The organism is Rhizobium leguminosarum bv. viciae (assembly GCF_012276115.1).
Classification (GTDB): Bacteria; Pseudomonadota; Alphaproteobacteria; order Rhizobiales; family Rhizobiaceae; genus Rhizobium; species Rhizobium leguminosarum_T.
This window is the reverse complement of the sequence record NZ_WIEU01000003.1, coordinates 416,782-437,232: the sequence shown is the minus strand read 5'-3', so window position 1 is coordinate 437,232 and position 20,451 is coordinate 416,782. Positions and strand designations below refer to the sequence as shown.

The window sequence follows — 20,451 nt, the reverse complement described above, 5'->3', positions numbered from 1 at the left end:
TGTCATCCTCGGCAGGTATCCCGGCGCGGTTGTTAATGTCTGCAACGAAAACGGGGGTTTTCCATGCGTACGCTTCTTGCCGCCTTTGCGGCCACCACCATCCTTGCGGGCGCCGCTCAGGCGACAACGGTCTATCCGCTTGACCGCGCGACGATCCTTGCCGGTTCGCCGTTCGATTTCAAGGTCGAACTCAACAAGCAAGTCAAGCCCGAAGACGTGAAGATCACGGTCAACGGTCAGGATTACAAGGCCGTCCTCGGCGGTGAGGCGCAGTTTATCGAGTTGGAAAAAGGCAAGGATGACAAGGCTCTGGGCTCCGCTCTCCTGCTGCGCGGCCTGAAGATTTCCGCTCCTGGCGACTACAAGATCGAAGTCGCTGCCGGCGACGAAACGAAGTCCGTCACCTGGAGCGTTTACGAAACCGCGGCCCAGCCGAAGGCAAAGAACATCATCTTCCTGCTCGGCGACGGGCTCTCCGTAGCGCATCGCACCGCTGCCCGCGTCATGTCCAAGGGCATGACTGAGGGTAAGGCGAATGGCCGCCTGAATATGGACGACCTCGAGCGTATGGCTTTTATCGGCACGTCGGCGACGAATGCCGTTGCCACGGACTCGGCCAACACCATGTCGGCGTTCATGACCGGCCACAAGACGGCCGTCAACGCGATCGGCGTTTACGCGGACCGTACGCCGTCCTCGCTCGATGATCCGCGCGTCGAAACTTTCGGCGAAGCCGTTCGCCGCACAACGAAAAAGTCTATCGGCATCGTTGCGACGTCCGAAGTCGAAGACGCTACGCCGGCTGCCGTCGTGGCCCATACCCGCAACCGCGGCGACAAGGCCGACGTCGTCGGCATGCTGCTGGACGTCAAGCCGGAAGTCCTGCTTGGCGGCGGCTCGGCCTATTTCCTCGGCAAGGAAGTTCCCGGTTCCAAGCGCAAGGACAATCAAGATTACATCAAGCTTTTCCAGGATGCCGGCTACAAGCTAGCGACCGACAAGAACGAGCTCGCAGCCAATGCATCGGCTGAAGGCAATCTCCTCGGTCTCTTCCACACCGGCAATATGGACGTCACGCTTGACCGCGAGTTCCTGAAGAAGGGCACGGTCGACAAGTTCCCGAACCAGCCGGGTCTCGTCGACATGACCAAGGCCGCGCTGGACCGTCTGTCCAAGAATCCTGATGGTTTCTTCCTGATGGTCGAAGGCTCCTCGATCGACAAGATGTCCCATCCGCTCGATTGGGATCGCGCCGTCGTTGATACTATCGAATTCGACCAGGCGATCGGCGTCGCCCGCGACTTCCAGAAGGCGCATCCGGATACGCTGATCGTCGTCACCGGCGACCACACGCACGGCGTATCGATCATCGGCACCGTCGATGACGAGAAGCCAGGCACGGAAATGCGCGAAAAGGTCGGGACCTATGCCGAAGCCGGCTTCCCGAACTACAAGGACGAAAACGGCGACGGCTATCCCGATAAGATCGACGTCAGCCGCCGCCTGTTTCTCAGTGCCAATAACGGCCCTGACCACTACGAGACCTTCCGTCCGAAGCTCGACGGCCCCTTCGTTCCGGCTGTCCAGAACGAGAAGAAGGAATACGTCGCCAACGAGCAGTATAAGGATGTTCCAGGCGCAGTCTTCGTTCAGGGCAATCTTCCCAAGAGCAGCGAGAGCGGCGTCCATGCGGTCGACGACGTGGTTCTGCAGTCGGCTGGTCCGGGCGCTGAAGGCTTCCACGGCTACCTGGAACAGAGCGACGTCTATCGCGTGCTCGCCGATACCTTCGCTCTCGGCGCCAAGCAGACCAACTGATCCGGCTAGGCCGCTTGCCGGCCTTGTCCTCTTTCATCGATCATGGTCCCGGCCGTTCAGCGGCCGGGATCTGCTTCTTGGAGGTCACCATGGAAACAGTTTCTTCGTTGCATCTCAGCCGCCGTCGGCTGATCGGCGCCGCCATGGTGCTTCCCTTCACCGCTTCCCTCGTTCGCGCTGCCGAGTCTTTGCTTGCCTTCGATGAGCTTTACGGCAAGTTCGGCGTGCTCGGCCTTGAATTCTCCGACAAGGTGAAGCGCCTTGCCGGCAAAGGGATCAGTATGAAGGGTTTCATGGCGCCGCCATTGAAGGCCGAGGCCCAGTTCTTCGTGCTCACCGAGGTGCCGATGTCGCTCTGCCCCTTCTGCTCCTCGGATGCGGACTGGCCGGACAATATCGTCGTCGTCTATCTCGGCGAGAAGCAGACCTTCGTGCAGCCGCGCCAGACGATCGAAGTGCGCGGTACGCTGGAATACGGTTCGTGGACGGATCCGGACACAGGCTTCGTCAGCCTGCTGCGGATCCGCCAGGCCGAATATTCCGCCGTCTGAACCGATATGCTCGCTCTCGATATCGAAAACCTGACCGTTGCCTTCCCCGGCCTGTCCTCGCCGGCACTGGCGATCGGCCGCCTGTCGATCGATGCCGGCAGCAGGGTCGCCATTACAGGCGCGTCCGGCTCCGGCAAGAGCACCTTCGTCAATATCGTTGCCGGGCTGGAGCGGACACGGCAAGGCCGCATCCGCTGGAACGGCGAGGATATAGCGAGTTTTTCAGAAAGCCGGCGGGATCGGTTCCGTGCCGCCAATATCGGCCTGGTCATGCAGGAGTTCCATCTCTTTCCCGGCCTATCGGCGCTGGAGAACGTATTGCTGCCGGCGCGGCTTGCCGGCGCCGCCACGGCTGATGTCATCGAGCGGGCGCATGCGCTATTGAGCACGGTCGGTCTTTCCCGCCCCGGCCAGAAGATCGAAACCATGTCGCGCGGCGAGATGCAGCGTGTGGCGATCGGCCGGGCGCTGCTGCGCAAGCCCGGTGTCATCATCGCCGACGAGCCGACCGCAAGCCTCGATGCCGAAAGCGGCAAGGCGGTCGGCGATCTCATCCTCGATCTGGCCATTGCCGAAGGCAGCACGCTGATCGTCGTTTCACACGACCAGCGTTTGGCCAGCCGCCTCGACCGGCGCATCACCTTCGGTTCCGGCCGGATCAGCGAAGATTCCGCGGTAACGGCGGGAGAAGCTGCATGATCCGCTTCATCCTTTCCGATCTTCGTCGCCTCTGGGCGGGATCGCTGGTGGTCGTGCTGCTGGTGGCGCTTGCGACGGCGCTCGGCGTTTGCGTCGTCCTGCAGGAGCGGGCGCTTCGTCTCGGCAGCGCACGCGCTGCCGACAAGTTCGATCTTGTCATTGGCGCCGGCGGCAGCGAGACGCAGCTCGTGCTGTCCTCCGTCTTCCTGCAGCCCTCGCCTTTGCCGCTGATGCCGGGCGAAGTGCTGGGCAGGCTTGCTGCGGATCCACGGGTCGATTGGGCAGCCCCGATCGGCTTCGGCGATTCCTTCTCCGGCTATCCGATCATCGGCACGACGACCATGCTGGCGCAGAACCTGTCCGGCGGCTTGGCCGAAGGCAAGATTTTCGCGCGCGAGGGCGAAGCCGTGATCGGCGCCGCTGTCAAGCTGTCGCTCGGCGGCGAGATCAAGCCGATGCACGGGTCGCTGGAAGAGGGCGGCGAGACCCATACCGAGCTCGTCTATCATATCGCCGGCCGCTTGCGGCCGACCGGCACTGCCTGGGACCGGGCGATCCTCGTTCCGATCCAAGCCGTCTGGCACATCCATGGCATGGAGGCGGAGGAACATGCGGGGGACGGCGAGCACGAGCATGAAGCGGCGTCGGGCACGGATAGCGCTGAACATGATCATGAGCATGAGAAAGCCGGCGCCGATCACGATGGGCATGAGCATCACGGGGAAGCCGATCCGGATGCCGCGCTTGATGAGAGCTGGACTGCGGGCGCTCCCGGCCTTCCCGCCATTCTGGTCAAGCCGAAGACGATCGCCGATGCCTACAAGCTGCGGCAGGACTATCGCAGCGGCAATACCGTTGCCGTCTTTCCCGGCGAGGTGCTGACCAATCTCTACGCCACGCTCGGCGACGCCAAACAGATCCTCGTTGCAGTCGCCTCCGGCGCGCAAGCTCTCGTCGCAGCCTCGCTGGTGCTGGTCACGGTCATCCATATCGGCCAGCGCCGCCGTCAGATCGGCGCACTCAGGGCCTTCGGCGCCCCGCGCAGCGCGATTTTCGGCATCGTCTGGCTGGAATTCTTTTTCCTGGTGGCGGTCGGCATCGCACTCGGATTCGCGCTCGGTTATGCCGCGGCCCTCACTTTGTCCGGCATGTTCTCGCAAACGAGCGGGATCACCATGCCGGTCGGTTTCGCCCGTGAAGATGCAGCGCTTGCAGCGGTGCTGCTTGCCTTTGCCACAATTCTTGCCGCGCTGCCGGCAGTGCTCGCCTACCGGCAATCGCCGGCGCAGGCGCTAAGAGCATAACGGACCACATCACAAATCGCCCGTGAAACCTTCTTCCAAACTTCCGGCAGCTCTATCGTCACGGGCGGCGGAGAGCTTGATGTGCATGACAAAGCGTGGCGCCATTAGACTAAAGTCATAATCCGAAAGCCTCTCTCTTTTTGATCTGTCGTTTCTGGCACACTCCCGTCAGGCGTGTCGCGGCCAAGGGTATGCTTTGAGGAGAAGCAGGCCGCGCGCGTTGATCATCACTCTGTGGAGGACAGACAATGGCAAATGTCGCAAGCATGGACGGCGCGAAGGCCGGTCCGATGACCGGCGAGGAGAAGAAGGTCATCTTCGCCTCTTCGCTGGGCACCGTTTTCGAATGGTACGATTTCTATCTCTATGGTTCGCTCGCCACCTATATCGGTGCGACCTATTTCACCCAATATCCCGAGGCAACGCGTAACATCTTCACGCTGCTCGCCTTTGCCGCCGGCTTCCTGGTTCGCCCCTTCGGCGCGCTGGTGTTCGGCCGTCTCGGCGATCTCGTCGGTCGTAAATACACCTTCCTGGTGACGATCATGATCATGGGTCTGTCGACCTTCCTCGTCGGCATTCTGCCGGGTGCCGCCACCATCGGCATCGCAGCCCCGATCATCCTGATCGCGCTTCGCCTGCTCCAGGGTCTGGCGCTGGGCGGTGAATATGGCGGTGCGGCAACCTATGTCGCCGAACATGCGCCGAACGGGCGCCGCGGCTACTTCACCTCGTGGATCCAGACGACGGCGACGCTCGGCCTGTTCCTGTCGCTGATCGTCATCGTCCTTGTTCAATATCTGATGGGTGCGGCTCAGTTCGCTGCCTGGGGCTGGCGCATTCCGTTCCTGGTCTCGGTCGTTCTGCTCGGCATTTCCGTCTGGATCCGCCTGAAGATGAACGAATCGCCGGCGTTCCAGCGCATGAAGGCGGAAGGCAAGGGCTCCAAGGCGCCACTGACCGAAGCCTTCGGGACATGGAAAAATGCCAAGATCGCGATCATCGCGCTGCTCGGCGCTACCATGGGCCAGGCGGTCGTCTGGTATGGCGGCCAGTTCTATGCACTGTTCTTCCTGCAAAACGTGCTGAAGGTGGACCTGTTCTCGGCCAATGTCATGGTCGCCATCGCACTTCTCCTCGGCACGCCGTTCTTCGTCATCTTCGGCGGCCTCTCCGACAAGATCGGCCGCAAGCCGATCATCATGGCAGGCCTTCTCATTGCGGCGGTGACCTATAATCCGCTGTTCAAGGCCATGACCTGGACGGCAAACCCGGCGCTAGCCGAAGCGCAGGCTTCGATTCGGGCAACGGTGACAGCTGATCCGGCGGACTGCAGGTTCCAGTTCAACCCGACCGGCACGGCGAAGTTCACCAGCTCTTGCGACGTGGCGACGGCGTTCCTGACCAAGAACTCGGTGCCCTACGACGTCGTGCCCGGTACCGCCGGACAGCCGGCAACGGTGAAGGTCGGCAACGCGACGATCCCGAGCTTCGACGTCGTCGCTGCCGGCGACAAGGCCAAGGGCATGACCGCCGCCTTCGAAAAGGGCATCAACATCGCGCTCCAAGGTGCCGGCTACCCGCTGAACCGCGGCGCCGTCAAGGTGCCGGATGCCAAGCTCGATGCTTTCATTGCGGCCAATCCGGAACTGTCGCTTAATGTCGATGCCGTGCGCGCCGGCGAGAAGGAAACCGTACCGGCGGCCAAGCTGGTCGAAGGCAAGCTGCTGACGGCGGAGGAGGCCAACGGCGTCACCGACATGGCGGTCTACAACATCGCCAATGGCGGCACTTTCGCCATGACCGCCGATCCGGCCCGCGTCAACTGGATCGGCACGATCGCCGTGCTGTTCGTCCTCGTCCTCTATGTGACGATGGTCTACGGCCCGATCGCCGCTCTGCTAGTCGAGCTCTTCCCGACCCGCATCCGCTATACCGGCATGTCGCTGCCCTATCACATCGGCAACGGCTGGTTCGGCGGCCTGCTGCCGGCGACGGCCTTCGCGATGAGCGCTGCCGCGGGCGATATCTACTACGGTCTCTGGTATCCGATCGTCTTTGCTGCAATCACGCTGGTGATCGGCCTGATCTTCCTGCCGGAAACGAAGAACAGGGATATCCACGCAATGGATTGATGACGCATTCGCGTCCTTCAAGCCTGAAAAAAGGCCCGGCGCTTACAAGGCGCCGGGCTTTTCCATTTGACGCGGCCGCACGTCTTTTCGGACGTGCAAAGGACGCTGTAACATTTTGAATTGCTGCATAATTTTATCCTTAAATCGATTCCGTTTTAAGGAATTATGCCGAGCGAAACAGCTGCTTCGAGAGCGGCCAGCCATCCGGCGCCAGCTTGAAGAGCAAGCCGCAGCGGGCAAAGACGATCGCCGTCAGCAGCGAGAACCAGCCGCCGAAGGCAAGGCCGGCGATGACATCGCTCGGGTAATGGGCGCCGACCATGACACGCGTCATGCCGAGCCAGATGGCGCAGGCGATGAAGGCGACGCGATAGCGCGGAAACAGCAGCGCGAAGGCGGCGAAAAAGGCGCCGACCGTGGTGGCATGGCCGGACGGGAAACTTTCGAAAACGGAATGGCCCGAAAAGGGCGCGAAGGAAAACATGCCGTAGTCGTGGAAATGATCGGGACGCGCCCTGCCGATCGCACGCTTCAGCAGATTGGCGAGAAGTCCTGAGAAGACGATGGTGGCGAAGAGATAGGCGCCGATCCAGCTGACATAAAGCGCCTGCGCCTTGGAGCGCGCCGTCTTCAAAAGCTTGTAACCCGCCCTGCCCTGAAAGAACAGCAGGATGCTGGTGTAGATCAGCCAGGCGGAATCGCCGAAACCGGTCAGCAGCTCGCCGAGTTGTTTCACCGGCGCGGGAGCTTGGCTGGCACCGATCGGCGCGTCGAAGAGCAGCATCGAAAGGATCACGGCATTGATCGTGACGAAGAGGCAGGCCTGCCAGCGCAGAGGCGGCATGCCGACGTCGCTCCGGCGCCAGCGCCTGTCCAGGGAAGCCCAAAATGCCCGCATTTCGTCGTCCGTTCGAATTTGGCTAGAGCATGATGCCGAAAAGTGTGAGCGGTTTTCGGACGACATCATGCTCTAACTATATAATTTAGAACAGGATTCAGATTTTAGGCCGACCCGGCCTGAAATCATCCTGTTCTAGAGCGCCACGCGTCCAACAGGACACGCTAAGGACGCTCGATTATTTGAATTGACGCATGATCCTTCGTCGAAAATTGCTCCGACTTCGGGTTACGCGCTGATTGAAATCCGGCGCAAAAATACACGAGATTGTGGCCGAGAATAGTCCGTTTCAGATAATTCGACCAAGCGGGACGTGCTTCACCGCCCGCAATGAAAAGCCCTCCGCATACGCGATGCGAAGGGCCGGAACTGTTTCACGTGAAATATCAGGCGGAAAGCGTCTTGAACTCGGCGAGGATGGCATCGCCCATTTCGACGGTGCCGACCTGCCTTGCGCCATCGGCCATGATGTCGCCGGTGCGGATGCCCTTGTCGAGCACGTTGGCGATCGCCTTTTCCAGATCGTCGGCTTCCTTCACCAGATTGAAGGAGTAACGCAGGCACATGGCGAAGGAGGCGATCATGGCGATAGGATTGGCGATGCCCTTGCCGGCGATGTCGGGTGCCGAGCCGTGCACAGGCTCGTAGAGCGCCTTGCGCTTGCCGGTCTTGCCGTCGGGCGCGCCGAGCGAGGCCGACGGCAGCATGCCGAGCGAGCCGGTCAGCATGGCGGCGACGTCGGAGAGCATGTCGCCGAAGAGATTGTCGGTAACGATGACGTCGAACTGCTTGGGCTGGCGCACCAGCTGCATGCCGCCGGCATCGGCCAGCATGTGCTCGAGCTGGACGTCGGAATATTTTGCCTTATGCGTCTCGGTCACCACCTGGTTCCAGAGCACGCCCGACTTCATGACGTTGCGCTTTTCCATGGAGCAGACGCGATTCTGCCGCGTGCGGGCCATTTCGAAGGCGACGCCGGCGATGCGCTCGATCTCATAGGTATCGTAAACCTGCGTGTCGATGCCGCGCTTCTGGCCGTTGCCGAGGTCGATGATTTCCTTCGGCTCGCCGAAATAGACGCCGCCCGTCAGCTCGCGGATGATCAGAATATCAAGGCCTTCGACCAGTTCCGGCTTCAGCGACGAGGCCGCAGCAAGGGCCGGATAGCAAATGGCGGGGCGCAGGTTTGCGAAGAGCTGCAGATCCTTGCGCAGGCGCAGCAGGCCGGCTTCCGGGCGCACTTCGTAAGGCACGCTATCCCATTTCGGGCCGCCGACGGCGCCGAACAGAACGGCATCGGCGGCAAGCGCCTTCTGCATGTCGGCTTCCGAGATGGCAGCGCCATGTGCATCATAGGCGCAGCCGCCGACAAGTCCTTCGTCGGTGACGAAACCGGCATTCATCGCCTCGTTCATATAGGCGATGATCTTGCGGACCTCGCCCATGGCCTCGGGACCGATGCCGTCACCCGGCAGCAGGAAAAGATTGCGCGCTGTCATGAAACCCTCCTGGGAAAAACAAGTTGCGATTTCTTAGACCCCGGAAATGGGCATTTCAAGCGACAGAAGCGGTGAATCGGTACGCTTCGCTCCGAGCCGCGACGGTTGCTCCTGCGTCCGCAAACGGATTAGAACGGTGACCCTATCTTTATCCTGGATGGTTTCCATGCCTTTCGCGCCTCTCCACCTCGACACGCCCTTGCTCCAGACCGCACCTGGCTACAGCGTCAGCGGCAAACCGCTCTGGCTGAAGCTCGATGCGCTGCAGCCTTCCGGCAGCTTCAAGCTGCGCGGCGTTGGCCGGCTTTGCCAGTACGAGGTGGAAAATGGGGCGCGCGAAATCTTCTGCGCTTCCGGCGGCAATGCCGGCATTGCTGCCGCTTATGCCGGCCGGGCGCTCGGTGTGCCGGTTACGATCGTCGTGCCGGAGACGACGGCGGCCGACGTGCGGCAGACGATTGCCGCAACGGGCGCGAATGTCCTCGTTCATGGTTCGGTTTTCGATGAGGCCAATGCCCATGCGGTCGAACTCGCCCGGAGCCGCAAGGCAACCTATGTGCACCCCTTCGACCATCCGCTTCTGTGGGATGGCCATGCCACGCTGATCGACGAGGTGGTGGCGAAGGGGGCAAAATTCGATTGCGTCGTCACCAGCGTCGGCGGCGGCGGGCTGCTTGCCGGCATCGTCGAGGGGTTGAAGCGCAACGGGCTTTCCGATGTGTCTGTTATCGCCGTCGAAACGGAAGGGGCGGCCTCGCTCCATGCCAGCCTCAAGGCGAATGAGCGTATCACCCTTCCCGCCATTACCTCGATTGCCACTTCGCTCGGCGCGCGGCAGGTGGCGCAGCATGTCTTCGACCTGCCGCAGCAGCATCCGATCGAAAGTGTTCTCGTCAGCGACGCCGATGCCGTTGCCGCCTGTCTGAAATTTGCCGATGCGCAGCGCATTCTGGTCGAGCCGGCTTGCGGTGCGGCCCTTGCTGTTGCCGATGTGCATGCCGGGCTGCTTCAGCGCTTCGATAATCCGCTTATCGAAGTCTGCGGCGGCATCGGCGTATCGCTCGAAAAACTCAGGGCCTGGAAAGAAAAGTTTCTTTGACCCACACCAAAGAAAAAGCCGGGCATAAACCCGGCTTGATCGGTAACTGATTGGAAGGGCTCAAGCTGCCCAGGGGTGCGAAGCGGCGTTCTTCTTTTCGAAGCTGTCGATCGCCTTGCCCTTTTCCAGGGTCAGGCCGATATCGTCGAGGCCGTTCAGCAGGCAGTGACGCTTGAACTCGTCGAGATCGAACTTGATCAAGCCACCATCGGGGCCGGTGATCTCGAGGTTTTCGAGGTCGACGGTCAGGATGGCGTTGGAGCCGCGCGAGGCGTCGTCCATCAGCTTGTCGAGATCTTCCTGGCTGACCTTGATCGGCAGGATGCCGTTCTTGAAACAGTTGTTGTAGAAAATATCGGCGAAGCTGGTCGAAATAACGCAGCGGATGCCGAAATCCAGAAGCGCCCAGGGCGCGTGCTCGCGCGAAGAGCCGCAGCCGAAATTGTCGCCGGCAACCAGGATCTTGGCATCGCGATAGGCCGGCTTGTTCAGCACGAAATCCGGGTTTTCTGAGCCGTCTTCGTTATAACGAGCTTCCGCGAAGAGACCGGTGCCGAGGCCGGTGCGCTTGATCGTCTTCAGATAATCCTTCGGAATGATCATGTCGGTGTCGACGTTGACGACCGGCAAGGGCGCTGCAACGCCCGTGAGCTTCACGAATTTATCCATGACCCATGCTCCATTTCAGCAAATCTACTTCCTGAATTTGCATCTAGTCCAGTTTTTCGCCGAAATGAAGGAGAATCTTTCACAGACAGCGGCCACGCGACGTCTCGCGCGGGCCGCCGATTGCGACTGTCCCCTTATTTGGACGGTGCGTTCAACCCCCAGAGGACGCCGAACGGATCACGAAGCTGGCCATAACGGTCGCCCCAGAACATCAGTTCAACCGGCATGACGACTTCGGCGCCGGCAGCAACCGCGCGATCCCACCAGAAATCGATATCGTCGATGATCAGTTGAATGGCAAAACCTTCATGGCCTTTAAAGGGATCGCCGTATTCGGGATAGACGTCCGACAGCATGAGGGAGCTGCCGTTGATGTAGAGATGCACATGCATCGTTCTGCCGCTCTCGTCGACGGGCACGAGATATGCCTCTTCGGCGCCGAGAGCCTTCTTGTAAAATTCCGCAGCTTTCACCGCGCCGTCGACCGTCAGATAGGGCAGCAGGCCGTTCTTGACCGGTGGCATCTTGGTCGGGTTGCTCTCTGTCGTCGCATCCATGCTTGTCCTCCATTCGTTTTTGAGCGCCGGCTGAATGCCTGGCTGCTTCAAGGACGTAACATGGAAGCGTGATCCGACAGTGTCGGCCGAAATTTTCAGCCAACCAAATTTTTCAACGAACCAAATTTTTCAGCGAAAAGGTGATCAGAGATCGATGATCGTGCCGCGGCCGTCGTTCCACACGCGCATCTCCGGCTTACCGTTATTTGCCTTGGCGCGGACCGGAGCGGGCTTCATCTTCATCGAAAGCGCGCGTCCGACCATGAGCACGGTCAGGATGCCGCCAACAGCGAGCGTCACCGAGAAGGTGAAAAGCAGCATGGCCACGAAAACGGTGGCGCCGGCAAGCATGAGGAAGATGGAGCGAATGTTCTGCATGGTTAGAGACCTTTCTTCGGAAAGGAATGTGGTCCTTCTCCTTCCTCTCTGCAAGGCAAGCATGGCTTTTTGTTGTTCTGCTGGGCGTTCTGGCATGGGCTGCTTGCTTCGGCTTTCAAAGCTTGGCACTAATTCGCCATGAGCCGAAACCCCGCGACCCGCTCCATCCGCCTGCACCGTTCGGTGCTGAGCGTGCCTGCCATCAATCCCCGCGCCCTCGAAAAAACCCATGCGGTCGATTGCGATGCGGTGATCTTCGATCTCGAGGATTCCGTGGCGCCGGAAAAGAAGGCGGAAGCGCGGGAAAATCTGAGGAATTTCTTTTCGGCTCGGCCGCTCCAAGGCAAGGAGTGGATCATACGCATCAACAGTCTGTCCACCGATTTCGGCCTGGCGGACATGGAGCTGGTGACGGCGCTCGGTCCCGATGCCGTGCTGCTGCCGAAGGTCGACGAACCGCAGGATGTCATGGCGCTCAGTGACCTTCTCTCCGAGGCCGATGCACCTGATGATCTGCGCATCTGGGCGATGATCGAGACACCGCGCGGCATCCTGAATGCGGCTGTTATCGCCGAAGCCGGGCGCACGCCGGGCTCACGGCTCGATTGTCTCGTCGTCGGGCTCAACGACCTGCGCAAGGAAACCGGCGTGCTGCCGCAGCCGGGGCGGAGCTATCTCGTGCCATGGCTGATGCAGGTCGTCCTTGCGGTCAGTGCCTATGGGCTCGATGCGATCGACAGCGTCTTCAACGATTTCAGGGACGAACAGGGTTTCGATGCCGAATGTCTGCAGGGCCGGGCCATGGGCTTTGCCGGCAAGATGCTGATCCATCCGGCGCAGATCGAGCCCGCCAACCGGCATTTCAGCCCGGATCCGGCAGCGATTGCGGAAGCGGAGGCGATCATATCAGCCTTTGCCGACCCCGCCTCCGATGGGCTGAACGTCATCAATGCAGGCGGGCGGATGGTCGAGCGGCTGCATCTTGTCCAGGCGGAAAGTCTGGTCCATAAAGCGCGCCTGATAGCAGCCCGCCAGGCTGCAGCACGAAAGACGATGTGATGAAACTCTACCGCTTCCTGACCGGTCCCGACGATGCTTCCTTCTGCCATAAGGTCACCGCCGCCCTCAACAAGGGCTGGTCGCTGGAGGGCTCGCCGACCTATGCCTTCAATGCCGCAACCGGTGCGATGCAGTGCGGCCAGGCCGTCGTCAAGCATGTCGAAGGCAAGGACTACGATCCCGAGATGAAACTCTCCGAGCAGTGAGGTTTTAGCGCATAATCCTTTCCGAAAATCGTAATCGATTTTCGGAAAGGATTATGCGTGATTGAAAGTGATAGAGCGTCCTTAGCGCGTCCTTGGACGCGCGGCGCTCTATCGTTCGGCGGTTTCCTCGGCGCTTGCCTCGATCCGTTCCATGTCATCATCGCTCAGCCCGAAATGGTGGCCGATCTCGTGGATCAGGACGTGGGTGATGATATCGCCGAGCGTCTCGTCGTTCTCAGCCCAGTAGTCGAGAATGGGGCGGCGGTAGAGGCGGATGCGGTTCGGCATCTCGCCGGTTTCCACCGTGAAACGTTCGGAAATGCCCCTGCCCTCGAAAAGGCCGAGCAGATCGAAAGGGGTTTCCAGCGCCATGTCCTCGAAAACGTCGTCATCGGGGAAATCTTCGATCTCGATCGTGAGGTTGGTCGTCAGCTGGCGGAATTCATCCGGGAGATGGCTGTAGGCCTCCATCGCCAGCGACTCGAAGGCGCTGATCGTCGGCGCATGGCGGTCCCGCCAATCATCGCTCTGGTCTATGCGGGCCATGAATATTCCTTCCTTTGCGGCCGATATAGAACCTTTATCGCCGATTTTCGAGTGCGGAATCAAAGGCAGGAATATTTTCATAGAAAATGGCCGTTGACTCTTCATTAGCTCTCTGGAATCTATAAGAACATAACAGGAACAAGACGGATCGGAGAACGCCATGGCGCAGCACGCCCTGGCGCGCGAGCGGCTTTTTGCGCTCCGCGAAACCATCGCCAGACTGGAGGGACGGCCCGCGCCGGCGCTTGCCGCAGCGGAACGGGAAGCCCTGGCGGAAGGACGTAAGACCCGCCAGGAGCGCACGCTGCCGCCCCTGCCGTTTGGGGTGGAGCTTCTCGACGGGGCGCTGGAAGGCGGCCTGCCGCTCGATGCGATCACCGAATTCCGTTCCGCTCTGTCTCGCGATGCCGGTGCTGCAAGCGGGCTGGCGATGGCTGTTGCCGCGCGGCTGCAAAAACAGGAAGCGGATGTCGGCCGCCTTCTGCCGTTGCTCTGGATAGGCGATGCCGTCGGCACACTGGAGGCAGGCCGTCCCTATGCCCCCGGGCTTCGGGATTTCGGGCTGAGCCCGGAGCGGTTTCTCCATGCGGCGCCGCGTAAGCTGGACGAGGCGCTCTGGCTGGCGGAGATGGCGGTGGAAAGCGCTGCCTTCTCGGCCGTCATCTTCGAAGTGCGGGGCAATCCCGTCCATTTCGGCCTGACCGAAAGCCGCCGGCTCAGTCTCAGGGCGCATGCTGCCCGCCGTCCGCTCTTTCTTGTCCGTCAAGCCGGAGCGGAGGAGGCAAGCAGTGCGGCCTTGCGTCTGCATGTCGAACCGGCCCCGTCCAGTCTGCGGTCGTTGCCGGATGGATCGAAACTTTCCGGCAGCATCGGCAATCCGATTTTCCGTCTCACACTGGAGAAGAGCCGAAATCCGGCCCCGCTCTCCTTTCTTCTGGAGTGGAATCCCCATGAACGCGAATTTCTCCCTGTCGCCGAACCAAACCTCGTTCGTCCTCCAGGCGAACAGTCAGCGCATTCTGGCGCTCAGCTTCCCGCATCTGCCAACGGACCGCATCGCCCGCAGGCGATGGGGGCTCTCCTGGCGTTCGAAAGGGCGTCCTGAGACGCCGCCTATCGTCTGTTCCGGCAAGCTCAACAATGCCATGCGGCTGACGGCACTGGACGAGTTGGCCGAGAGGCTGGGGCTGAAGAAGGAGCTGGGCGTTGCCGAAGCGCGCGCCATGTATCCAATGCTCGAGGTCGCGGAAGAAGATCCGGCGGCCGACCGCCGGTTGCTTGAGGCAATTGCCGACTGGTGCGACCGTTATACGCCGCTGGTGGCGTTCGACGGCAGGGACGGCCTGTTTCTCGACATTAGCGGCTGCGCCCATCTTTTCGGCGGTGAAAAGGCGCTTCTTAGGGACGTGCTGTCGCGGCTTTTTCATATGGGGTTCGATGCCCGCGGCGCGATCTCATCGTCACCCGGTCTTTCCTGGGCCGCGTCCCGCTTCGGGCAAGGCGGCGTGATCGAGGACGAAGAGACGGAACATGTGCTGATGTCCTTGCCCGTTGCAGCCTTGCGGCTGGGAGGACAAACCGTCGATGCCCTGAAGAAGCTCGGCCTGAAATATATCGGCGACGTCATCGATGCACCGCGAGCGCCATTGACCCGCCGGTTCGGCCCGGAGCTGCTTCTGCGTCTCGACCAGGCGCTGGGACGTGAAGAGGAGCCGGTCTCGCCTCGGCGTCCTGTTGCCAGCCTCTCGGCCGAAAGCCGCCTGATCGAACCCATCGGGACGGAAGAGCAGATCCTTGCCGTCACCAGGCAGGTCGCCTTCTCGCTGCAGCCGTCGCTGGAGGCGCGGGGGGCTGGCGGGCGGGTGTTCGAACTGGTCCTGTTCCGCGTCGACGGCAGGGTTTTTCGTATCTCCGTCGGCGCTTCGCAGCCGCTTCGCGAACCAAAGTTTATCGCCGGGCTTTTTTCCGAACGATTGCAGGCGGTCTATGACGATCTCGATGCCGGCTATGGTTTCGAGATCCTGCGGTTGAATGTGTTGCGGCACGATCCCTTCAACGAAGCGCAGGGTGATTTCGAGGGCGACCGTCAGGGAGAGATCTCGCTTTCGGCTTTCGTCGACCGGGTCTCGGCCCGACTGGGTGCGGATTGCCTGCAAAGCTTTCAGCTCCGCGAGAGCCATGTGCCGGAACGCGCCGTCATCACGGTTCCTGTGATGGAGAGCCTTCCCAGGCGGAAGGCGGTCCAGAACATTCCTCTTCCTTTCCGCGAAGAGCGCCCGCTGCGGCTCTTTGCAAAGCCGGAGCCGGTCGAGACCATACTTGCCGAAGTGCCCGATGGTCCGCCGCAGATCTTCCGCTGGCGGCGCATGCAGCATCAGGTGGCAAGAAGCGAAGGGCCGGAACGGATTGCCATGGAGTGGTGGATCGATGGGGATGACGCCGAGGCACGTGACTATTTCCGCATCGAGGATGAGACCGGACATCGCTTCTGGATCTATCGGCGGGGCTTTTATGGTCAGGAGCTTGATCCTCGCTGGTTCATGCATGGCGTGTTCGCATGACAACCACGCGCGCATTCTTCGAGATCGGCACAAGGACGAATTTCTCGTTTCTTGAAGGCGCCTCTGGTCCGGAAGAGATGGTCGTACAGGCCGCTTATCTGAAGCTCGGCGGCCTCGGCGTAGCGGACCGGAATTCGGTTGCCGGCGTGGTGCGGGCGCATGCGCAGGCGGAGCAACTTGAGGAGAGATACAAGAACAGGGATGAGATTCTGGCCCAAGCGAAGAAGGAAGGAAAAATGGAGGTCATCCTCGATCCTATCCGGGTTCAACCGGGCGCCCGTCTCGTCTTTTCCGACGGAACCCCTGATATCCTTGCCTATCCGCAAAACCGGCGAGGCTGGGCAAACCTCTGCCGCCTTCTCAGCGCCGGCAATCTGAAGGAGGAAGCGGTCAAGGGAAGCTGCATTCTGACGGAAGCGGAACTGATGGAATGGGGAGACGAGATGATGCTTGCCTTCGTTCCCGATCGCACCCTTGTCGATCATCAGACGGGTCAGTCGTCGCTGGAAGATTATCTGGAACGGTTTCGCAGACGCTTCCGCAAGGCTTTTTTTATGGCGCTGGCGCCAGCCTATGACGGCCGCGACAGGCAGGTCTTTGCGGTGCTTGCCATGCTTGCTGCTCGAAACCGCGTGCCGCTGATTGCGACCAATCAACCACTTTATCACCACCCCGAACGCCGGCCGCTTTCGGATGTCGTGATCGCGATCCGGGAGCATGTACAGATAGCGCAAGCCGGTTTCCTGCTGGCGCCGAATGCCGAACGCTACCTCAAGGATTCACGTGAAATAGTCCGGATCTTCAGGGACTACCCTGATGCGGTCGAGAACACGCAGGTATTTTTCGACAGGCTGACGTTTTCGCTGAAGGAACTGGAGCACAATTATCCGCTGGAAAACGATCCCGGTGAAACACCGCAGGAGACACTCGAAAGGCTGACAAGAGCGGGAGCCGCAAGACGCTATCCCGAGGGTATTCCGCCCAAGGTGGCGCAACAGATCGATTATGAACTGAAACTCATTGGGGATAAGAAATATGCCTCTTACTTCCTGACGGTTCACAGGATCATCCAGCACGCTCGTTATGAACTCAAGGTCTTGTGCCAAGGCCGCGGATCGGCGGCAAATTCGGTCATCTGCTATTGCCTCGAAATAACGGAAGTCGATCCCGAAAAAAGCACGCTACTCTTCGACCGCTTCATTTCGATGGATCGCGACGAACCGCCGGATATCGATGTCGATTTCGAGCATGACCGACGTGAAGAGGTCATCCAGTTTATTTACAAAAACTACAAAAGAGAACATGCGGGACTGACGGCGGGGGTGACCACCTACCGCACCCGTTCGGCCGGCCGCGAGGTCGCCAAGGCCTTCGGGCTTTCGGAGGATGTCCAGTCGGCGATCAGCAGCCTCGTCTGGGGCTGGTCGGAGGACAATCTTTCCGAACGTGATGCAAAGGCGGCCGGTCTCGACGTCAAGGATCCGGTGACGCGGAACGTGCTGAAATATGCCTCCGAGCTTCTCGGCTTCCCGCGCCACCTCACCCAGCATGTCGGCGGCTTCGTCATCACGCGGGACCGGCTCGACGAGGTGGTGCCGATCATGAAGACGGCGATGCCGGATCGCTACATGATCGAATGGGACAAGGACGACCTCGACAACGTCAAGATCCTCAAGGTGGATGTGCTGGCGCTCGGCATGCTGACCTGCCTGCGGAAGGCCTTTTCGCTGCTTGAATTGCATTACGACGTGAAGAAGACGCTCGCAGACCTCGGCAACAAGGAGCATGGGGATGAGGGCAAGCCGGTTTACGACATGATGGGCCGCGCCGATACGCTTGGCGTCTTCCAGATCGAAAGCCGGGCGCAGATGAGCATGCTGCCGCGTCTTCGGCCGACGCGATTCTACGACCTCGTCATCGAGGTGGCGATCGTGCGGCCAGGTCCGATCCAGGGCGACATGGTGCATCCCTACCTGAAGCGACGGGAGCAGCGGGCCAAGAACATTCCGATCGAATATCCGAGCAAGGAACTGGAAACTGTTCTGGAAAGAACCCTCGGCGTGCCCTTGTTCCAGGAACAGGCCATGCAGATCGCCATTACCGCAGCAGGGTTCAGGCCGGCGGAAGCCGACAAGCTTCGCAGAGCGATGGCGACATTCAAGAGAACGGGTACGATCGGTAACTTCGAAAAGCGTTTCATCGAAGGAATGGTCTCAAAAGGTTATGCCCAGGAATTCGCGCAGCAGTGTTTCAACCAGATCAAGGGTTTCGGCGAATATGGTTTTCCGGAAAGCCATGCCGCCTCCTTCGCGCTGCTCGTCTATGCCTCCTCATGGCTCAAGGCCTATTATCCCGACGTCTTCTGCGCGGCGATGCTGAACTCCCAGCCGATGGGCTTTTATGCGCCGGCGCAGCTGGTGCGGGATGCGCGCGAGCACGGGGTAAAGATCCTGCCGGTCGATATCAATGAATCGGACTGGGATTGCGGTCTGGAGGAAGCTGCCTTCGATCGGAATGCCATCGATTTCCGGCATGACAAGATGCGCGAGATCATCAAGGCCCGGCATGCGGTGCGGTTGGGTTTCCGGCAGATCAAGGGCCTTTCGACAGACGATATGGAACGGCTCGTCAGCCATCGAGGCGAAGGCTACAGCTCGGTGCGCGATCTCTGGCTGCGGTCCGGTCTGCAGAAATCGGTCATCGAGCGACTGGCGGATGCCGATGCGTTCCAATCCCTCAAACTGTCACGACGCGACGCGCTCTGGGCGGTACGGGCGCTGGATGTGAGGAGTGCTACTGAGGAGCTGCCACTTTTCGAGCAGGTCCGTCATGTCGACCTCCAGGCCGAGCCTGTAGCGAAGCTGCCGGAAATGCTGCCGGGAGAGCAGGTCATCGAGGACTATCGTTATCTCTCACTGTCGCTGAAGGCGCACCCCGTCTCCTTCCTGCGTGAGGAATTGTACAAGGCCGGTGTGACACGCAATGTCGATCTGTTGAAGGTCGCGAATGGAAAGAGGGTGACGATCGCGGGCCTCGTGCTGGTGCGCCAGCGGCCGGGTTCGGCCAAAGGCGTGATCTTCATGACGCTGGAAGACGAGACCGGCGTGGCCAATGCGATCGTCTGGTCGAAAATGTTCGACAAATACCGCTCGGTCGTGATGGGCGCCCGGCTGGTGAAAATCCGCGGCAGGCTGCAAAGCCAGAGCGGGGTGATCCATACCGTCGTCGAGCATATCGAGGACATGACGCCGGCGCTCGGTATCCTGCAACGCGAGGCCCGGCGTTTCGGCGTCTGTGAGCGGGCAGACGAGGTGCTGAGGCCGGGTGCCGATCAGCGGCAGAAAAAGCTTGCGAATGCGCATGAGAGGGCGGAGTTGGAAAAGCGGATGATTGCCACAGGCCGCCATGCGGGTGCGGCGGAAACCGCTGAGGTGATGCCGCGCGGACGCAACTTTCATTAAAAATGCATTGCACCGATCAAGACCATGCGGCGCGCCTTCATTTGCCTTATGGCGTCATCATCCTGAAACCGCTGCATAATCCCGGACGATATGCATGGGGCCTTATCCGCACACCGCTGTTTGATGCTGCGGGACTCGAATTTTTTCTTGACAGCCACCATCTTCTTTAGCAAAAAACACGATAGTCAGTGTCATGTTTGGAATGAAGACGTGCTTGTCTGCAGCTGCAATTATATAACCGATAAAGAAATCCGGGAGGTTATCACCAACCTTCTCGATGAAGACTGTTGGCAGCTTATCGTGCCTGCGAAGGTCTACCACGCCATGGAAAAACGCGGCCGCTGCTGCGGCTGTTTCCCCAACGTGGTCGACCTGATTATCCAGACAACCGAGGAATATCACGCCCGTCGCCACTCGACGGAGACCGAAATATTTGATTTCATGTCCCGCTTGAAACAATTCCATGAGGAAAACAGGAGAGCGGACATTGAAAGGCGACAAAAAGGTCATCGAGCGGCTTAACGAGGCGTTGTTCCTCGAACTCGGTGCGGTCAACCAATACTGGGTTCATTATCGTCTTCTTGAAGACTGGGGCTATACCAAGCTCGCCAAGAAGGAGCGCGCCGAATCCATCGAAGAGATGCACCATGCCGACCGGCTTGTTGCGCGCATCATCTTCCTCGAAGGCCATCCCAATCTGCAGACCCTTGCACCTCTGCGCATCGGCCAGAACGTCAAAGAAGTTCTGGAAGCCGATCTTGCCGGCGAGTACGACGCCCGCGCGGCCTACAAAAAGTCGCGCGATATCTGTCATGACGCAGGCGATTACGTTTCCATGAAACTTTTCGAGGATCTGCTGGCGGACGAGGAAGGTCACATCGACTTCCTCGAAACGCAGATCGACCTGCTCGAGAAAATCGGCGAGAGCAAATACGGCCAGCTTAACGCCGATTCCGCCAACGAAGCCGAATAATATTCGAACGAGATGCCGGCCGCCTATGGCGGCCGGTG

Annotated in this window: 19 protein-coding genes; 13 read left to right on the top strand and 6 right to left on the bottom strand. The window is 60.3% G+C overall.

Annotation, left to right across the window (positions count from 1 at the left end):
* Positions 1 to 63 precede the first annotated feature (63 nt).
* From GFM02_RS07940 to GFM02_RS07920, 5 genes are all read left to right on the top strand, one after another.
* The gene (locus GFM02_RS07940) at positions 64 to 1,818 is read left to right on the top strand and encodes an alkaline phosphatase (RefSeq protein ID WP_168321332.1); all 1,755 of its coding nucleotides are present in this window, start codon (positions 64 to 66) and stop codon (positions 1,816 to 1,818) included.
* Positions 1,819 to 1,907: 89 nt separating this feature from the next.
* Positions 1,908 to 2,369 (top strand): hypothetical protein, encoded by a 462-nt coding sequence (locus tag GFM02_RS07935; protein WP_168321331.1) that lies wholly within the window; start codon positions 1,908 to 1,910, stop codon positions 2,367 to 2,369.
* A gap of 6 nt (positions 2,370 to 2,375) precedes the next feature.
* Complete coding sequence (locus tag GFM02_RS07930) at positions 2,376 to 3,068, top strand: ABC transporter ATP-binding protein (protein WP_168321330.1); 693 nt, start codon at positions 2,376 to 2,378, stop codon at positions 3,066 to 3,068.
* Positions 3,065 to 4,372, top strand: coding sequence for an ABC transporter permease (locus GFM02_RS07925; protein ID WP_168321329.1), 1,308 nt, complete (start codon positions 3,065 to 3,067; stop codon positions 4,370 to 4,372). The genes GFM02_RS07930 and GFM02_RS07925 overlap by 4 nt, the downstream gene beginning before the upstream one ends.
* A gap of 248 nt (positions 4,373 to 4,620) precedes the next feature.
* A complete protein-coding gene (locus tag GFM02_RS07920) occupies positions 4,621 to 6,507 on the top strand; it encodes an MFS transporter (protein ID WP_168273029.1) in 1,887 nt (628 codons plus the stop codon).
* A 163-nt stretch (positions 6,508 to 6,670) separates the two neighbouring features.
* Here GFM02_RS07920 and lpxE read toward each other — a convergent pair whose 3' ends face one another.
* Entirely contained in the window at positions 6,671 to 7,405 is a 735-nt protein-coding gene (lpxE, locus tag GFM02_RS07915) for a lipid A 1-phosphatase LpxE (RefSeq protein ID WP_168321328.1), read from the bottom strand.
* Between the two features lie 386 nt (positions 7,406 to 7,791).
* The gene (gene leuB / locus GFM02_RS07910) at positions 7,792 to 8,904 is read right to left on the bottom strand and encodes a 3-isopropylmalate dehydrogenase (protein ID WP_003543987.1); all 1,113 of its coding nucleotides are present in this window, start codon (positions 8,902 to 8,904) and stop codon (positions 7,792 to 7,794) included.
* 166 nt (positions 8,905 to 9,070) lie between these two features.
* Between leuB and GFM02_RS07905 the strand changes: the two genes are divergently transcribed.
* On the top strand, positions 9,071 to 10,003 hold the full coding sequence (locus tag GFM02_RS07905; protein ID WP_168321327.1) for a pyridoxal-phosphate dependent enzyme: 933 nt from the start codon (positions 9,071 to 9,073) through the stop codon (positions 10,001 to 10,003).
* 60 nt (positions 10,004 to 10,063) lie between these two features.
* On the opposite strand, the gene leuD is transcribed toward GFM02_RS07905, so the two are convergent.
* The 3 genes from leuD to GFM02_RS07890 all read right to left on the bottom strand — a co-directional run bounded on the left by leuD (position 10,064) and on the right by GFM02_RS07890 (position 11,607).
* Positions 10,064 to 10,672, bottom strand: a complete 609-nt coding sequence (gene leuD / locus GFM02_RS07900; RefSeq protein WP_003543984.1) for a 3-isopropylmalate dehydratase small subunit — start codon at positions 10,670 to 10,672, stop codon at positions 10,064 to 10,066.
* Between the two features lie 134 nt (positions 10,673 to 10,806).
* The gene (locus tag GFM02_RS07895) at positions 10,807 to 11,229 is read right to left on the bottom strand and encodes a VOC family protein (protein WP_168321326.1); all 423 of its coding nucleotides are present in this window, start codon (positions 11,227 to 11,229) and stop codon (positions 10,807 to 10,809) included.
* Between the two features lie 144 nt (positions 11,230 to 11,373).
* Positions 11,374 to 11,607 carry a hypothetical protein gene (locus GFM02_RS07890; protein WP_003543980.1) on the bottom strand — a complete coding sequence of 78 codons (234 nt, stop codon included), beginning with the start codon at positions 11,605 to 11,607 and terminating at the stop codon, positions 11,374 to 11,376.
* Positions 11,608 to 11,745: 138 nt separating this feature from the next.
* Here GFM02_RS07890 and GFM02_RS07885 point away from each other — a divergent pair, with 138 nt between their 5' ends.
* Positions 11,746 to 12,666 (top strand): HpcH/HpaI aldolase/citrate lyase family protein, encoded by a 921-nt coding sequence (locus tag GFM02_RS07885; RefSeq protein WP_168321325.1) that lies wholly within the window; start codon positions 11,746 to 11,748, stop codon positions 12,664 to 12,666.
* Positions 12,666 to 12,872, top strand: coding sequence for a DUF1737 domain-containing protein (locus tag GFM02_RS07880; RefSeq protein WP_017962591.1), 207 nt, complete (start codon positions 12,666 to 12,668; stop codon positions 12,870 to 12,872). Before GFM02_RS07885 ends, GFM02_RS07880 begins: the two co-directional genes overlap by 1 nt.
* A gap of 108 nt (positions 12,873 to 12,980) precedes the next feature.
* Here GFM02_RS07880 and GFM02_RS07875 read toward each other — a convergent pair whose 3' ends face one another.
* Positions 12,981 to 13,418, bottom strand: coding sequence for a metallopeptidase family protein (locus tag GFM02_RS07875; protein WP_026265516.1), 438 nt, complete (start codon positions 13,416 to 13,418; stop codon positions 12,981 to 12,983).
* A 160-nt stretch (positions 13,419 to 13,578) separates the two neighbouring features.
* On the opposite strand from GFM02_RS07875, the gene GFM02_RS35015 reads away from it, so the two are divergent.
* From GFM02_RS35015 to bfr, 5 genes are all read left to right on the top strand, one after another.
* Positions 13,579 to 14,523: an ImuA family protein gene (locus tag GFM02_RS35015; protein WP_246792089.1), complete on the top strand. Its 945-nt coding sequence runs from the start codon at positions 13,579 to 13,581 to the stop codon at positions 14,521 to 14,523.
* On the top strand, positions 14,435 to 15,979 hold the full coding sequence (locus GFM02_RS07870) for a Y-family DNA polymerase (RefSeq protein WP_348643955.1): 1,545 nt from the start codon (positions 14,435 to 14,437) through the stop codon (positions 15,977 to 15,979). The genes GFM02_RS35015 and GFM02_RS07870 overlap by 89 nt, the downstream gene beginning before the upstream one ends.
* Positions 15,976 to 19,440 carry an error-prone DNA polymerase gene (locus tag GFM02_RS07865; RefSeq protein WP_168321323.1) on the top strand — a complete coding sequence of 1,155 codons (3,465 nt, stop codon included), beginning with the start codon at positions 15,976 to 15,978 and terminating at the stop codon, positions 19,438 to 19,440. Before GFM02_RS07870 ends, GFM02_RS07865 begins: the two co-directional genes overlap by 4 nt.
* A gap of 123 nt (positions 19,441 to 19,563) precedes the next feature.
* A complete protein-coding gene (locus GFM02_RS35010) occupies positions 19,564 to 19,962 on the top strand; it encodes a (2Fe-2S)-binding protein (protein WP_131665110.1) in 399 nt (132 codons plus the stop codon).
* Positions 19,928 to 20,413 (top strand): bacterioferritin, encoded by a 486-nt coding sequence (gene bfr / locus GFM02_RS07855; protein ID WP_168321322.1) that lies wholly within the window; start codon positions 19,928 to 19,930, stop codon positions 20,411 to 20,413. The genes GFM02_RS35010 and bfr overlap by 35 nt, the downstream gene beginning before the upstream one ends.
* Positions 20,414 to 20,451: the final 38 nt, after the last annotated feature.

Bases quoted from the DNA above. Each gene is read 5' to 3' on its own strand.
- GFM02_RS07940 (WP_168321332.1), top strand. From the start codon at position 64: ATGCGTACGCTTCTTGCCGCCTTTGCGGCCACCACCATCCTTGCGGGC.
- GFM02_RS07935 (WP_168321331.1), top strand. From the start codon at position 1,908: ATGGAAACAGTTTCTTCGTTGCATCTCAGCCGCCGTCGGCTGATCGGC.
- GFM02_RS07930 (WP_168321330.1), top strand. From the start codon at position 2,376: ATGCTCGCTCTCGATATCGAAAACCTGACCGTTGCCTTCCCCGGCCTG.
- GFM02_RS07925 (WP_168321329.1), top strand. From the start codon at position 3,065: ATGATCCGCTTCATCCTTTCCGATCTTCGTCGCCTCTGGGCGGGATCG.
- GFM02_RS07920 (WP_168273029.1), top strand. From the start codon at position 4,621: ATGGCAAATGTCGCAAGCATGGACGGCGCGAAGGCCGGTCCGATGACC.
- lpxE (WP_168321328.1), bottom strand. From the start codon at position 7,405: ATGCGGGCATTTTGGGCTTCCCTGGACAGGCGCTGGCGCCGGAGCGAC.
- leuB (WP_003543987.1), bottom strand. From the start codon at position 8,904: ATGACAGCGCGCAATCTTTTCCTGCTGCCGGGTGACGGCATCGGTCCC.
- GFM02_RS07905 (WP_168321327.1), top strand. From the start codon at position 9,071: ATGCCTTTCGCGCCTCTCCACCTCGACACGCCCTTGCTCCAGACCGCA.
- leuD (WP_003543984.1), bottom strand. From the start codon at position 10,672: ATGGATAAATTCGTGAAGCTCACGGGCGTTGCAGCGCCCTTGCCGGTC.
- GFM02_RS07895 (WP_168321326.1), bottom strand. From the start codon at position 11,229: ATGGATGCGACGACAGAGAGCAACCCGACCAAGATGCCACCGGTCAAG.
- GFM02_RS07890 (WP_003543980.1), bottom strand. From the start codon at position 11,607: ATGCAGAACATTCGCTCCATCTTCCTCATGCTTGCCGGCGCCACCGTT.
- GFM02_RS07885 (WP_168321325.1), top strand. From the start codon at position 11,746: ATGAGCCGAAACCCCGCGACCCGCTCCATCCGCCTGCACCGTTCGGTG.
- GFM02_RS07880 (WP_017962591.1), top strand. From the start codon at position 12,666: ATGAAACTCTACCGCTTCCTGACCGGTCCCGACGATGCTTCCTTCTGC.
- GFM02_RS07875 (WP_026265516.1), bottom strand. From the start codon at position 13,418: ATGGCCCGCATAGACCAGAGCGATGATTGGCGGGACCGCCATGCGCCG.
- GFM02_RS35015 (WP_246792089.1), top strand. From the start codon at position 13,579: ATGGCGCAGCACGCCCTGGCGCGCGAGCGGCTTTTTGCGCTCCGCGAA.
- GFM02_RS07865 (WP_168321323.1), top strand. From the start codon at position 15,976: ATGACAACCACGCGCGCATTCTTCGAGATCGGCACAAGGACGAATTTC.
- GFM02_RS35010 (WP_131665110.1), top strand. From the start codon at position 19,564: ATGCTGCGGGACTCGAATTTTTTCTTGACAGCCACCATCTTCTTTAGC.